Raw genomic sequence first — 15129 nt, 5'->3', positions numbered from 1 at the left:
CGAATTACTTGTTTTCTCGCTGCAAGCTAACTATGAAACAACATTATGTGAAATAGTTGTTAATAATGGGTTTTGGGGCCAGTATTCTGCTAAAAGCGATGAAAGCACCAAAAGTGCAACTGTTACTTTCACTCACTAGGGGAACTAGCAGTCGTCAGTTTGTATTTTGTAGCTGACTTGGCCACCTGGAGTTTCTGGGTAGTAAACTTCGACATAACACATATGGTCTGGACCAACAGGTTTGTTTGCAAAGCCGATAAGGAAATAGGGTTCGTCCGGGCTGTCTACCCCGTACCAAGTATTGATAGTGAGTTGAGGGTCGAAACCTGCCAGCTCTTTTGCGGGAATGACATTCTTAATAAATCCAAAGTAACCAATTAGGTCTTTATTGCCGTCATTATCTAGATCAATGTTATATTGTTTGCCGCCATCTACCGTCTCTTGAGATTGAATAACGGCTTTAGTGTACACAAAGTTGTTTGCAGTCATGAGCGCTTCCCTCGCGCCATATAGTACTGCCACTCGGGCATCTTTTTGCAGACCAAGAAATTTAGGAAGGGCAATAACACTAACGACACCAAGGATAATGATGCACACAATGAGTTCAATGAGGGTAAATCCTTGAGAGCGATGCACTGCCTTTTCTCCATGAGTCATGAATAGTTTGGCGGCTATTTTGATATAAAAATGCGTAGGTCAAGTATTAAAAAAGGATGGGAAGGGGTGACCAAGCTTGCAGATCTTAAATATAAAACAAGTTGCTTATTTTTTTGCATGCTGGTGGGAGGCGGCTATCGAATAAGGGGAGAGAGTTAAATTCGGGAGGATAAAATACCTCCCGAAATGATCAATTAAGACTCGTTTGCGACGGCTTGACCGCTGCGCTTAAATACAAATCGCCAAATGAATAAGACAACGGCAATATAGGTTAGACCAACACCTAACGCTTGCCAGTGCATGCCGTTATACATTGCGATTGGCATAAGCGAGATGATGAAAATGTCCGTAATTGAGCCTGGAACATAAGCGATAGCATAGTCGTCTAACACTTTACTGCGCATTTTGGGGTCGACAATGCGTAATAACGCGATACCCATAGCGACTGTACCTGTTAACCATCCCCAAGAGAAAATGCCTTTCTCAAACCAGTCATCTCCCATGATGCGAGGTGCAACCCAAAAGATAAGCCATAGCGTGAACGCGATACCACCAATTGCGAGCACTACCATTGGCATTAAATACTGCGCTAGAACCGTGATCTTAATCGCTGAAATACCAAAGATGATCAGGTAATCCGTACTAATACCCGCTGCGTGTTTGAATGCGCCGTCACATAGGTAATGAGATGCCTTGGTTTGCTTAGCGATGATTCGAACTAACATACCGCCTAGAAAGCCAGTAACGAAAGTCGGAATTTGTACCTTATCGTGGAAAGAAGATAAGTAGTTGGCTGCTACATAAGAGAAAGCGGTTACCACTACAACCAGCGCTGCGTGAATCGCGAAAGAATCGACTGACAATGATGACATCGTATCTTTCATCACAGGTTCTTGATCGTCAGGTTTCACTAAGCCTTTGCGTTCGTGTTCGTCCATGCTGTCGAATGTCGTAAAGCTACGAATCCAGCCCATTTTCAACGCAAACTGAAGCATTAACATGCCCACAGAGATTGAAATAAAGATCCCAACTGTGGCGAACGTTAAACCGAGCGTGAAGCCATCTTCCCAACCAAGTCCCGTGAAGATTTCACCGACTACAGATGCTGAACCATGTCCGCCCATGAATCCAGCGGACATGGTTACGCCAAACCCAGGATTAATCTCAGGCCAAAAGAAGGTGGTAAGTACTAAACCAAACATTGCTGCAAACAGCCATTGCGACACGGATGCAATTTGGTTAAACGCCCACAATGAGCCTGCTCGTTGAGCAACCACTTTTGGTGACGGGACATCTGTTGCTAAACCCAACGCAGAAAAAAGTGCAGCAGTTAAGAGGCTTGCGTTTGCGGTAAAGGTATCTGTCCAAGGTAATACGTTAAGCAGAGCTGGGCCAAAAATAAGACCAAATAACCCAGCCAATACAGCAGATGGAATGTACATGCGTTGTAGTAAAGGCATATGTACACGAATTACTTTTGCTGCAATTAATAGTAAGCCAGCGATGGCTAAGTCAGTCAGCATTAGACCTTTTGGCATTTCTTGTCCTCCAGTAAATGCGTTCAAGGGGCTCATCCTTTTAACCAGCCTTGATGTAATAAATAACTTCCAGCACAAAACCACGAAAATAGTCACTCATGTGACATCGCGTCATGGTTGTTCTAGTCAGCACTCTATTGCGCTGTCGAATTTGTATTAACGGATCTGTTGATCCTTAAATCTATAAAGTGAGTGCAATTGTTGTGAGTGCTCACGAAGTGTTGAGAAATTTGAATAAATTCCTCGATCAAGTTTCTGATAGTTCACTCAGGAAGGGCGTGTATCCTAGTCAGTTTGTCAGCGCAATGCAATTGAGCGTCATCAATATTTAGTGCCTAAAAACTGGGCACTTGTAATTAAATATTTGATAAATAAAAATATTGAACAAGAAAAATAATTTGTCGATATGATAACTTTTTGTGATTTGAAGGGGGATTTTGCCACTTTAAGGAGGGATTTTTTGGAGGAATCGAGAAAGTAGTAATATCAGTAAGAGCTAAAGTAGAGTGATTCGTGCAAATATCATGCGTTATAGGGGGGCCGGAATTTCGCCCCCAGAGCTACAAAGTGCTTGTTTAAATTCGGTTGTCACCAGTACTAAACGCGATAATTTGACTGATTTCGGTCAAGCTTCTTCCACTTTCTTGCTGCCACTGAATAAAGGCTTTATTAGCAGAGTCCAAGGACTTTTTCGTGTCTTTGCCGCCTTCAATGATCTTGCAGTTGCGCAAATAAGCTTCGACATCGTTAGACAGAATAAAAGTGTCCACGCCCATTTGGCGTAAAGTGTAAGGGCCTGTATTTCCACCCAAACGACTACCATGCTTCTTCAAGTAGCCCCATAGATCCGTGATCTTTTCCCGAGGCCATTCAGCAATCATGTTACTGAACGAGCCATATTCGATTCTTGCTTCATGGATCATGCGAGCGTTGGCCGGAATCGACATGACTTTAGTGAGGTGGCGAATGATGCGTTTGTCGGTCGCTTTGGTTTCCCATTGTTCGTCTGACAGCATCAACAACGGCTCAATCTTAAATCCGAAGAACACTTCTTCGAAGTTCGGCCACTTGTTGCGAACCACGCTCCACGAAATCCCACTTTGGAATACCTTCATCGAAAAAGCGGCCAGCCAACGGTCATCGGGAATCGCTGCTAATTCCTCTTTACTTAATGGGTGAGACAATAGCGCTTCAAGCTGATCTTCTCCGCCTTTTCGCTTAGCAGCACGTTGATAAATCGCGTCAAATTTTTCGATACTCATAAAAGAAGTTAGTCCTAGTTTATGTCGATATTTGCGAAACATACTACGCTTAAGTGGCTGAATCGTAAATTGATGGAGTGTCACAAATGAAGAAGGTCACATTAACGTTTGTCGGGGAAGGTTCGGAGCGTATCGCGGATAAATTTTATACTTGGCTGGCTGATGGCGGATTAGAAGACAGCTTAATTGAAACTCTATCGGACAGAGAAGTGTCGGTGGTCGGTATTAGCGATATGGATAACGAAACGCGCGATGTAGTGATTACGACAGAAATGAATTAGCGCGTTGTACACGATCAAAACCAAAAGAATGCGATACAACAAAGCCCTTCGTCGGAAGGGCTTTGTACGTCTAACTCGTCTTCTTGTGTAGAGTGGATTTAATGATGAACTAGCGTTAAACCGCTTGGTAAAGCATCACCGAAGACGCGTTTTGATTCGCTTTCTGAAAGCTCTTTCACTTCTTTAACTAGTGATACCCAAGATTCGGGCACTTTACTTTGTTTCAGCTTCGTTAGAACTTGCTCTCGGTAATCGTCAGAAATATCAAACAGGCGGTCACCCGTCTTACGACAAATCATTACGGTTGCGAACGCGATCATTGGCTCTTTCTGCCAGTTCTGTTCTAACAACTTAGGCAACCACTGTTCTGCTTGTTCACGAGGAATGACGTTGTGCTGGCTGCCATAAAGTGGTGTGCGAGAAGCCAAACGTCCCATCGCCCACCAGTGCGCTTGTTCAAACTGGTTTTGGTTGATCGCTTTACTCAAGAACCACGTTGCCAATAGAACTTTATCTTCCACTTCTAGATGCTCTAGAGAGGCTGAAAGACGCACCATGGATTCGTAACCCATGTCTTGTGCCGCTTTGGCGGACTGTGGGTTTTTCATCGCGCCGGGATGCAGATATTTTGCGATGTCTGCCAAAATGGTTTCTTGTTGTTCTTGGCTTAGACCGCCCGCGATACGTCGCCAGAATACCCACCAGTCTGTCCAGCCTTGATGGTTTTTGAACTGAATATTTTGTTGATACAGTCCCCAAACTTGCTCAATACGCCAAGAGTCTGTTGGATCGCCAAAGCCCGGACGCAGTGCAAAGCCCGCCAAACGAAGCCAGTTTTTCTCGTGCTGTTCAGAACGACGGCGACGTTTACGACCTTGTGCAAAGGTATCAAACAGTTGACGTAGGGTAGTGAAATCCCACTCGTCACGTTTGCCGAGCTTCTTCTCAAGATCTTTGGCTAAGGTTTTGATCTCTTTGCCTTCTGCGCTTTTTTTGTTACCGCTGTATAGGCGAGCGATCAGCTCCTTACATTCGTTCAGTTTAGGGTGAAGCTTAACTTGTTCACTGTCGTCGGTTTGCTTGTTACGGACTTCGAATTCCAGCTCCCAACGTTTGTTGTCGTCTTCTGCGCTGACACATTCCATCTTAAGTGTGCCGACTTCAGTCAACTGACACGCCAGTTGTACTTCGACACGTTCTTTCTGGTTGGCTTGCAGTTCGGCACCTTCACCTTCAAGGGTGGTGATATAAGGCGGTAGTGGAGCAAACAAGTCTGGGTCAACATCAACCATCACGCCATTTTGGATGGCGGTGTTATTGGTTAAGGTATCGTGGGTAGAAGTCAGCAGGTTAAAGCGGACTGGCTCTCCAAGAGTGAGCGAGAAACGACGACCGCTTAAACGGATCTCGTGACCTTCTTCTGTACCTTTTGCAAGCAAACAGAGCGCTTTGCCCATTTTGTTCTTTTCTTGAAGATGCAAGAAGTAAGAACGCGCTGCACCACCACCAATTTTCAGTTGTGCGCCACGACGTGCTTTACCAAATGCTACAGCACCTAATGCAACAGACCAATCTGGATGTGGGTTATCTAATACCGTAACTGGTGCGCCGCGCCAGTCAGAAAGTAGGGCGGTGACACGTTTAGTCACCAGATCACTGTTAAACACGCCTCCGTTCAACAACACGCCAACTGGAATCGCGTTTTGTTTATCGTCTTCAATGCCAAGAGCGGCACGAGCGACTTGCTGGTGCTGAGTTAAGAACTCGGCAACGTGCTTGCTCACCGCTGGGTCAGCAACGTATGGAAGGCCAAACTCGACAACCGCGCTACGACGTTTGTCTGGTACGTCACTGAAATCAGAAAGTGGGAAGAAGCCATCTAATGCGATTTGGTGCACTTCTTGTTTGCTTAGAGCAATACTCTTTGTGCCCCCAAGTAGCTTAGAGCCGCTACCTAACATGGTGATCTTCACTTCGTCAGGTGCGCTCGCTGAAAGCAGGTTCTCTTTCGCTTTACGCGTTTGCTGAATCAGCTTAGTCAGGCTTGCTGCATTGAGTTTATTACTTTGATTGAAGCGGCTCTCTGCAAGGTGTGCTAATGCTAAGTCGAGGTTATCGCCACCCAGCATCAAGTGTTCGCCAACGCCAATACGATCAAGGGCTAGCTCATCTTGAGAAGAGAAACTTGCTTCAATCAAGCTCAAGTCGGTGGTACCACCGCCCACATCGCACACAAGAATCAGCGGTAACTCTTTGAGTTCATCAGCTGCGGTTTTCTGATGGCGTGCGTACCAGTCGTAACATACGGCTTGTGGCTCTTCGAGCAGGACGATTTTCTTTAAACCTGCCAACTCAGCGGCTTCAAGCGTGAGCTTACGAGCGGTTTCATCGAACGATGCTGGAACGGTGACAACTACGTCTTGGTCTTCTAGCTTGTTACTAGGATGTCGGTAGTTCCATGCTTGACGAATGTGGTTAAGGTAGCTTGCGCTGGCAATGACGGGCGAGACTTTATCTACGTCTTGCGCGCCAGCCCAAGGGAGAATGTCTGAGCTACGATCTACCGCTTGGTGCGATAGCCAGCTTTTTGCACTGGATACCTGACGTCCTTCCACCTTCGCGCCTAATTCACGAGCCCATTCACCAACGATGACATTGTTAATGTCGCCAGCAACAGGTTCGTTGTCCCAAGGAAGAGTGAGGTCAGAAGGGGAGATTTGACCAACCGCAGGGTGGTAGCGGAAAGAGGGCAGAAGTGGTTTACGAACGACTTCGCCCGGACCAATCAGTTGGTCGATGTCAAATAGGGATACTTCGGATTGTTCAAGGTTGTCGGTGATTTCACAGTAGGCCACCACAGTGTTTGTGGTGCCGAGGTCAATACCAACAAGGAAACGAGGAGATGCCATACAAAACCAAACCTTCGTGTATTTAAAAACGGCACCCGATTGGATGCCGTTTGACTTCTAATTATTGTTCTTCGTTTGAGTCACTCTTCGCGTCTTCGCGCACATCGAACTCAACATGCCATTTTTGCCCGTTATCAGCGGCAATGGCTTCTAAGTAAAGCGTACCAAGCTCTGTTACGCGAGAAGCTAGGGTAACTGGAACCACTTCACCTTCACGACGACCTTCTGATACAGGCAGCGTTACTTGGATTTCTGGTAGCTCTTCAAGCTCTTCTGGTGCCCAGTAGTCAAGGTGAGTACCTGCTAGGTCGTCACGACGAACGGTTGAGCCGAAGAATTGGAAGTTAACTGGCTGACCGATGATCAAACCAAACTCTTGGCTTGGTACGTCAACGCTTGAACCTTCTTCCATACCAAATGGTGCAACACAAAGTGCTTCCATTGGAGGCGCCATGCCCGGAATCGCTGGCATCGCACTTTCGATACCCACGTAGTACGCCGAAGCAATACCACCACGGATACGAACGCCTTGACCACGACGTACAGAGCCGTAGTAAGCCGCACCGCTAGCAACCGCAAGGTCTAGATCCACACCTGTTAGGCGTTTCGCCATTTCTGCGTCTGCTTCAATTAGCCATTCGTTAATCGTGTCTTCTAGACGAGTGGCTAGAAGTTTTGATTTCAGCACACCACCGTTGAATAGGATTGCCGTTGGTTTGATGAAGTCAGCCGATTGCGCTGCCTCCGCGCCTGGCATACCTGGCATGTTTGCAAATGGGTTGAAATCTTGAGCTTGCGCTGATTCACCACCGCTTTGCGCGTGTGCTTGCTTAGACAAGAACGCTGCGATGTGACGAGTAATACCCGCATCTTGTGCGTAAGGCAGACCCATTTGCGTTAGTGCGCCACGGTTACGTTGAACAGGGTGGTCGGTAATCGCAACTTGAGGGAAGAAGCCGTCAACCAATGTTTGTTGTACTTCTTCTTGAGTCAGTTCTGTCTTCAACGTTGCGCCAAGCAGTTTAGAACCGCGGCTTGGTACCACGATTGGTACTGACTGAAGCTCGCTGTCGTTCAATAGCGCTTCTTTCGCGTCACGACATGCGTGCGTCATCGCCTGAACTTGCCATGGCTGTAGCTCTTTGCCTTCTTGCGCTAGCTTCATCTTCAAGCGGTACGCAAGTGCAAGGTCCATGTTGTCACCGCCAAGTAGGATATGTTCACCTACCGCGATACGGTTCAGAGTTAGGTTGCCTTCGTCTTCTGCTACTTCAACTAAAGAAAGGTCGGTTGTACCACCACCGATATCGACCACAAGCACGATGTCGCCAACTTCAACTTCGTCGCGCCATTTGTCGTTGCTGTTATCAATCCAGTTGTAAAGCGCAGCTTGAGGTTCTTCTAGAAGCGTTAGGTGCACAAAACCAACGTTGCGTGCAGCTTCGGCTGTCAGGTCACGAGCCGCAGGATCGAAAGAAGCTGGAACCGTAATGGTAACGTCTTGATCGGCAAGTTTGTGGTTTGGATTCGCGTGATTCCAAGCGTCTTTTAGGTGCTCAAGGTATAGCTCTGTCGCGCGAAGAGGGGATACTTTTTCCACTTCTTCTGGGCTACCTGCTGGTAGGAATGCGTCACGACGGTTTACACCAGCGTGGCAAAGCCAAGATTTTGCACTAGCAACTAAACGAATTGGTGTTTTTGAACCTAGGTTACGAGCAATCGCACCAACCAGAGCTTTTGGCTCGCTCGACCATGGAAGAACGCGTGATTGCGGGTTCATTTCATGCTCATGCGGCTGGTATAGGAACGAGCCTAATTGGCTGCGAGTTTCTACAGTACCCGGAGCTGTTAGCTGCGGGATAGGCATTACTTCTACGCGAGCGTCTTCGTCGTGCGTATCAACAAAAGACATGACACAGTGTGTTGTACCTAAGTCGATACCAACACTGAATTTAGGCGTCGGTTGAGTTTCAACAGACGCTTCTTGAGAATGGTTTTCTTGGTTCATGTGTTCCATTACAGCTCAACCTCGGCTGGAGCAATCACAGATGCATCGTAGTTTTCAGCCAGCTTAGGAAGGTTAATCGATGTTGCCTTCCAGCCTTTGTGCACTAACGTGCCTTGGAATGGCGCGCTGCCTGTCACGTTGCCAGTAAGGCGGATTTCTTGTGGGTTGAAGCCTTCTTCAACCGTAATACGAGTTTCTTCGTCTTCGTTGCGAACATGCGCAAGTGTTACGTAATCGTTCAATACTTTCTGGCCACCAGTATGAATTACGCGAGCTGCTGCGCCTACTTCTTCATCAGAGAATGACGTTAGGTCTTCTTGTAGGAAGTCAATCAGACGAGCTTCTTGTTGCATGATAGAAAGTAGCTGCATTGCAGAATCAGTAGAAGCTGTTGCGAGTTTCGATTCAACTTCCACCACTTTTTCTACGACTTTCTCAACTTCAACGACTTTTTCTACTTCGACGATCTTCTCAACTGGCTTCTCAACTTCGACGATTTTCTCGACCGGTTTTTCTACGACTTTCTCAACCACTTTTGATTTGCGAGAGACCGCGACTAAAAGAAGCAAAACGCTCGATGCGGTTAGGCCAGCGTGAAGCATATCGAACGTTTGAGGAATTAGGTTCAAATCAATGTTCATGACGTTTTTTCTCTTTCTATTGATTATTGGTGCTCAGTATTGGCTCATATGTGTTCACTAAAACGATCGTCTTTGCGATCTTGCACCAAGTTTAGACATTAAAATGATGACGGATGGTAGCATATTCAAGGCTTAAGGCTGTAATAATTCGTGACTATACCGTACGAACAGCGTGAAAAATCGACGATCGGACTGCCCAGCATAGGTTGTTGCTTGATGTTTGTGCGTTGCTAACGCAGTATTTCAATAGATCCCGAAGTTTAACTTACGGAAGTATCAAAATTACGATATGACACAAAGCACCGCTCACAAGAGCGTTATCAAACGACATTCAGACTCTATTCTAGCTTTTGCAGCGACGTTGTGTGTCACTGCTGGTGTGGTCGGTGCTGCTTATACGATGCAGCAACGATATACGCAGACGACGTTTGATACTTTAGCTGACCGACAAGCAGAATCACTGAAAGCGAACGTCGAAAATGATTTAAAGTTTATTGGTGCAGGTGCAAACTTTTTTCATTCGATTGAACGCACCTATTGGTCTTCGTTCCCAATGTATGCGGAACAAGTAATCAATAGCTCGCGAAGTCTAATCGGACTTCAATGGATGCAAAAGGTCGAATTCGAAGACCTTGATGAGCATATTTTAAAGACCCGTCAAACATTTCCTGATTTCCAACCGTTTACCGTTCCTAAAGATGGCCCCAAAACCTACGGGTACATTTTTGAACACAAAGAGCCAATTTTTATCGCATCGGATATTTATCCAAGAACACCAGAAAACCTTTCTCTATTAGGTTTCTATTTTTCACGTAAACGCTTCGATCTCATCTTGGATGATATATCCACAAATGGGCGAGCAAATGTCTCGGATAAAGTTCGCTTACTGCAAGATGGGTATGACAAGTCCATTCCTAAAACTGGGCTGCTAGTGTTCCATCCAGTGTTTGACTTCGAGAACAAACATTTATTAGGTGTAGTGACAGGGGTGATTCGAAGTACGGTTTACTTTGAGGATTTGATCACGAAAACCGCGACTGAGCTAGATATGTCGGTGCGCGTAGAAGATTTAGGCTTTGACGCAGCAGATGACCCCGTTCTCTTCCAAAGTTCAAACTGGGATAACATTCGAGGAACGGTTATAAGCCGTACCATTCAACTGCCTAATCGTGAGTGGCGGATTGATTTTAAACTTTCTGATGCCGTCTCTGCTTGGGAGCGTTCTATTTTAGCGGGCACGACATTAGCCGGGTTGGTAATCGCCTTTTTGATTAGTTGGATTGTGAATTTACAGTCACGAGAAAAAGAGCGCTTGGCGGTCATGTTAGAGCTTAAAACCGTCGAATTAAAAAGGATGGCTGAGCGTGACCCTCTAACTCAGTTACTCAATCGCCGAGCGTTTAACGATCATTTGCTTAGACAGATAAACAAAGGTGTTAGCTTTGCATTGGTTGGTTTTGATATCGACCACTTCAAAGTTATCAATGACAAGCACGGTCATTTAGGGGGAGATGAAGCATTGCAGCATGTGACTAAGCTAGTCAGTGCGAATCTAAAGCCTGGAGACCGATTTTATCGTGCTGGTGGTGATGAGTTCTGTATTATTTCTAAAGTCATTGATAAAGAAGCACTGGAAGCTTATCTGGAAAAGTTGCGGAGCATCGTGGCAAGTACGGCTTTTGACTATGGCGATGCTTCAATCATTTGCACGTTAAGTATCGGCGCGGCTGTCCATAAAGATGAAGATCCTGAAAGCCTGTATCACAAAATGGATAATCAACTTTATTTGAGTAAAAAAAACGGTCGTAATAATGTGTCGATTGGCGATTAAATGGGCGCGCAAATTCGAGTTTTACACCGTGTTACGGTAGAATCCCACGCTTTAAAATTTTATGTTAGGAATCAAGACAAACTATGAACCATAACCGTATTGTATGCTTCGATTTAGAAATGTGTTGCTGGAACGAAAATGGTGTCGGCAGCACGGGTGAAATTATCGAAGTTGGGTTGGCTGAAATAGATTTGTCTAGAGGCGAGATAGTCAAGCGAGCTCAATACTACGTAAAACCTGAACATGATGAAGTTTCGCTGTTTTGTGCCGAGCTAACAGGTATTACGCCGCGTAAAATTGAAAAACAAGGGCGCCCATTAGAAGAAGTGCTCAAATCCATGGTTAAGAACTTTGGTGGTCGAAACAAGATTTATGCATCATGGGGCCGAGATGACCTCATCCTGCTTGAAGAGTGTAAGCAAAAAGGTATTGAAGCACCGTTTACGGAGTTCATCAACTTAGCAACGCTTTATCGCATTCAAAATCGTCTTAAGGATAAGCGTATTGGTCACCGAGCAGCTCAAGAAGCAAAAGGCATTGATTGGGAAGGGCGCCAACATTCTGGTTATGTGGATGCGTACAATTTAGCGAAGCTTGCTCTGACTATGCTTTAATGGTCCGATATAGATAGGCAAACTTGTAATCAAATCGTCATTCACCCATTGTTGTTTTGTCATGGAATCTGTTTAGTGTAGAGCTCGTTAAACACATTCATATCTTGACCAGTATTTTAATAACAATGTCGTTGGCTTATCGAAAAAACGCGCGTAATGCGCGTTTTTTTATGGCTATAAAACTCATCTTCGACATCATTTCACGGTAGACTTGAAATAGCTTGCGCGACTTACATGTTTACCTTGTTGCCTTACTGAGATTGCAACTTTGCTCGAATGAACTCACTGTGATCAACGTAGAGTAGTTCTGCTGTTTTGCGGATCACTGCATCTTCTAGTGGATCAATTTCGCCATCGGCATACGCCACTTCCCACATGCTTTTGATTAAGTTGTAGCGCGTTTCTTGAGTCAGTTCTCTCAGTTGAGAAGTAAAATCGTACAGAGACGCAGAATCTTTTATTTTCTGTTGCGCTTGCTCTAACAAAGCGTTTGATTCTTCTTCATTTAATGATAGGAGCTTCATCAATAATGAACGCTTTGTTTCTTGTTCTTTATCATCGACGTTATGGTCTGCGCCAGATACTTCACACAGCAAGCACGCGATAGCCATATTTGGAGAGAGTGTGTTGGTTTGGCTTAAATCAGATCCTTCAATGAGCTGTTTAAATAATGAGGTAAGAGAGTTAAACATATTGAACACCGAGCTATTGTTTATTTGGTTAACATGGTCATAAATACGGTAGATCTCAAGGTGTGGTATCAAATTTAGCACGCCGTTGACAGTCAAGAGCTTTGCTCATCTACCCAAATCCCTCGTACTTTTAAGTTCAGTCAAAAATGACTTGTCTTCAAGAAAGGGCAAGTCATTTTGGGAGCGAGATTTAGCCTTCTGCACGAGTTGGTGGAAAATGTACCTCTTCGCCATCGCTCGTTAGAATGCTAATTTGGCTCGGCTTTCCTTCGTCATCAAGACGCAGCTCACCAATGGCGCTGTGGTTAACTAAGCGATAAAAATTGTGCGAACTTGGTGCGCGTTTGTAGATCTTTAGCCGCTTACGTTTTGTGAACCAGTTTAAAGGCGAACGAGGGCTATATAGCAGTCTATCTAGACCATCACAAATATTGAGCAATTGGGTTGGGAACTGATTTTTAATTCCGCTACAGGTGATTTGATAGATATTCGGACTATTTTTTCGGTAGCGAAGTTTAATGTCGTATGCAAAAGAGTAGTGCACGTCGCCAGAGAGAATAACGAAATTGGTCGGCGTCTTAGTATGTGTAAAAATACTAATAAGCGTATTCGCACTTCCGGGGTGCGCCATCCAGTTTTCAGCATCGACCATCAATGGTTTACCAAGCATCGTCACTACTCGCTGCAGTGCTTCGATAAACTTCACTCCGAACATTGGCGCGGCAGAAACAATGATAACTTTGTCTTGATGAACAAGTTCTTGGTGGAACTCAATCATTGCTTCCCAGTCCATTAACCCAGAGGGCTTGTTCATTTTAGACTCAGAACGCCAGCGTCTGGTTCGCGTATCTAGCACGACAACTTTTGGCGTCGTCGGAATGGTGTAATGCCAATTCTCAAAGCGATACAAATATTGAATAAATGCATCTTGAGTTTGTGAGGAACCCTCGTTGAAAAAGTGTCGAGCGATACTCATAAACTCATCATTGAATTTTTCTGGCGCGTTTCCCCACCCTTGGCAGAGCCAGTAGGCAATCAGGCTGTTCCCGATAATACGTTTCGCAAAGGCGTTGCTGTACGCGGCTTGTTCCCAGCCTATGGTAAGGTTCCAATCGTCGGTAACATCGTGATCATCAAAGATCATGTAGGTTGGAATGTGAGCAAGTAGGCGTTGAACCTTATCCAGACCTGAGACGAATTTATCTATTTGAGCTTTTTCTTCGCGCCATTGCTGCTGCCATTTAGGATCGAGAGTTGCTCCGCCGACAGTAAACTCATTTTCTAATAAGCGAGCTGTCCGAATGAGCTTCCATAAGGTTGGAGACCAAACCAATAAGTACATTGCAAAGCATTCGGCAAAGCTTATTAGATGGTTTTCACACTCTTTGGCGCTGAATATTGGCGTCCCTCTGTGCGGGAAAAACGTACTCAGTAAACTGCCATCATTCACATAATGAGGCAACAATTTGTCCCGACCATAATAACAAGCTGAGTGCTGGTAGAGGGCATTGGTATTTTTTATCGGCGCTTGCTCGAATTCTTCGCCCGGTAAACCGAGCAGGGCAATGACTTGTTCGATGGCGTCCAGAGTAGGGCCTGCAACATGGTCTGCGTAGATTTGGTCACCACTCATGATGAGCATATCTGGTCTTTCTTCGATGGTTTGAGATGCGATTTTATGATCCGCAGCGACCAATGTATCTTTACTGAAGTGGTGGGGATTCCGGCACGAGCCATGCAGGACATAATCTGCTTTTTCGCTGATTAGGAACTCAACGCCCAAATTTGGACAGTTATCTCGTTCATAAGTCAGATGAGGAAGCAGTTCCGTTACTGAGCCGTGTTGTGTTTGTATTTGATAGCGTAACGTTTGATGGGTCGGAAACTCGCCCTTTAATTGCAACAAACAGCACCACGCATTGAGACCGATTTGAAGCTGTTCTTTTTGCTCACTTAAGGGGGCTTGATGAAGGACGGAGGCGTTTTCATCCGTAATTTGCACCATACCCTCCAAGCGTTGGGTGGTGACTAGCCAAATATTGATTTCAGTTGCGGTCACTTTGCGCAAAATCGGACCTGCAACGATAAGAGGAAGTGAAGATGTTTCAGTCGTATTCATCAATGCTGGCAAAACGGCTCCTTATGTGTCAGCTTCTTCTTCTAATATTTCGATAACTTGTGAACTGCTAAGTTCATGTCCCATAAGGAATAAACCTAGCATAGCATCGGCTTTTGACGCGTTATCACTGTCTTCATCCAAAATCTGCTGAAGTCGCGTTCTGATTAGATCTATTTCGTGCTCGACGAAGCCGCGTCCCTCTTCGTCTCCCTGACCATCTTCTGGAGCATTATCAAAGTGCAAAAATAACATGTCACCATCAAGTTGAGTCCCTATCAACCTTTCAGGCAGCCATGCTTCTCCCATCACAATGTCTGGGTCCGTGTCTGCGGGTAAATGATTCAAGGTAGAGATAAGTTCTGATGCTTTCACTTTTTACTTCATTATGTTTGATTTAGAACTAAGCTAGAGTTTTAAGAGCTTGTTACGATAGTAAAAATATTCACAAACAAGCTCATCTAGGCGTGCAATATTAATATAATCTTGGGACTCAAACTGTCACGAGGATGACAACATTTGTCATTGTAACGGCTATCATCAGAAGAACATAAGCTTTAAATGGCAAATCATTGATGTT

12 protein-coding genes are annotated in these 15129 nt (G+C 45.2%); 3 read left to right on the top strand and 9 right to left on the bottom strand.

Annotation, left to right across the window (positions count from 1 at the left end; all coding sequences use genetic code 11):
* Positions 1-144: 144 nt before the first annotated feature.
* The 3 genes from FKN16_RS03995 to FKN16_RS03985 form a co-directional block, all read right to left on the bottom strand.
* Positions 145-636: a type II secretion system protein gene (locus tag FKN16_RS03995; protein WP_170902051.1), complete on the bottom strand. Its 492-nt coding sequence runs from the start codon at positions 634-636 to the stop codon at positions 145-147.
* Between the two features lie 215 nt (positions 637-851).
* A complete protein-coding gene (locus FKN16_RS03990; RefSeq protein WP_047008748.1) occupies positions 852-2195 on the bottom strand; it encodes a sodium:glutamate symporter in 1344 nt (447 codons plus the stop codon).
* A 575-nt stretch (positions 2196-2770) separates the two neighbouring features.
* A complete protein-coding gene (locus FKN16_RS03985) occupies positions 2771-3457 on the bottom strand; it encodes a DNA-3-methyladenine glycosylase I (RefSeq protein WP_053807378.1) in 687 nt (228 codons plus the stop codon).
* A gap of 86 nt (positions 3458-3543) precedes the next feature.
* Here FKN16_RS03985 and FKN16_RS03980 point away from each other — a divergent pair, with 86 nt between their 5' ends.
* Entirely contained in the window at positions 3544-3738 is a 195-nt protein-coding gene (locus FKN16_RS03980; RefSeq protein ID WP_005394200.1) for a hypothetical protein, read from the top strand.
* 98 nt (positions 3739-3836) lie between these two features.
* Here FKN16_RS03980 and FKN16_RS03975 read toward each other — a convergent pair whose 3' ends face one another.
* From FKN16_RS03975 to FKN16_RS03965, 3 genes are all read right to left on the bottom strand, one after another.
* The gene (locus tag FKN16_RS03975) at positions 3837-6647 is read right to left on the bottom strand and encodes an Hsp70 family protein (RefSeq protein WP_170902050.1); all 2811 of its coding nucleotides are present in this window, start codon (positions 6645-6647) and stop codon (positions 3837-3839) included.
* Positions 6648-6708: 61 nt separating this feature from the next.
* The gene (locus FKN16_RS03970) at positions 6709-8664 is read right to left on the bottom strand and encodes an Hsp70 family protein (RefSeq protein WP_170902049.1); all 1956 of its coding nucleotides are present in this window, start codon (positions 8662-8664) and stop codon (positions 6709-6711) included.
* On the bottom strand, positions 8664-9296 hold the full coding sequence (locus tag FKN16_RS03965; protein ID WP_170902048.1) for a DUF2760 domain-containing protein: 633 nt from the start codon (positions 9294-9296) through the stop codon (positions 8664-8666). The genes FKN16_RS03970 and FKN16_RS03965 overlap by 1 nt, the downstream gene beginning before the upstream one ends.
* Positions 9297-9585: 289 nt before the next feature.
* Here FKN16_RS03965 and FKN16_RS03960 point away from each other — a divergent pair, with 289 nt between their 5' ends.
* The gene (locus tag FKN16_RS03960) at positions 9586-11127 is read left to right on the top strand and encodes a sensor domain-containing diguanylate cyclase (protein WP_170902047.1); all 1542 of its coding nucleotides are present in this window, start codon (positions 9586-9588) and stop codon (positions 11125-11127) included.
* An 83-nt stretch (positions 11128-11210) separates the two neighbouring features.
* Positions 11211-11741, top strand: coding sequence for a 3'-5' exonuclease (locus FKN16_RS03955; RefSeq protein ID WP_005394213.1), 531 nt, complete (start codon positions 11211-11213; stop codon positions 11739-11741).
* Positions 11742-11992: 251 nt separating this feature from the next.
* On the opposite strand, the gene FKN16_RS03950 is transcribed toward FKN16_RS03955, so the two are convergent.
* From FKN16_RS03950 to FKN16_RS03940, 3 genes are all read right to left on the bottom strand, one after another.
* Positions 11993-12433: a TerB family tellurite resistance protein gene (locus tag FKN16_RS03950; protein ID WP_005394215.1), complete on the bottom strand. Its 441-nt coding sequence runs from the start codon at positions 12431-12433 to the stop codon at positions 11993-11995.
* Between the two features lie 190 nt (positions 12434-12623).
* Positions 12624-14564: an alkaline phosphatase D family protein gene (locus FKN16_RS03945; protein WP_170902046.1), complete on the bottom strand. Its 1941-nt coding sequence runs from the start codon at positions 14562-14564 to the stop codon at positions 12624-12626.
* Positions 14565-14573: 9 nt separating this feature from the next.
* Positions 14574-14924, bottom strand: a complete 351-nt coding sequence (locus tag FKN16_RS03940; RefSeq protein ID WP_005377676.1) for a hypothetical protein — start codon at positions 14922-14924, stop codon at positions 14574-14576.
* Positions 14925-15129 lie beyond the last annotated feature (205 nt).

The organism is Vibrio sp. 11-4(1) (assembly GCF_013048625.1).
In the GTDB taxonomy this organism is placed as follows: Bacteria; Pseudomonadota; Gammaproteobacteria; order Enterobacterales; family Vibrionaceae; genus Vibrio; species Vibrio diabolicus.
The sequence above is the reverse complement of the archived record's forward strand: the minus strand, read 5'-3'. Positions and strand labels throughout refer to the sequence as shown.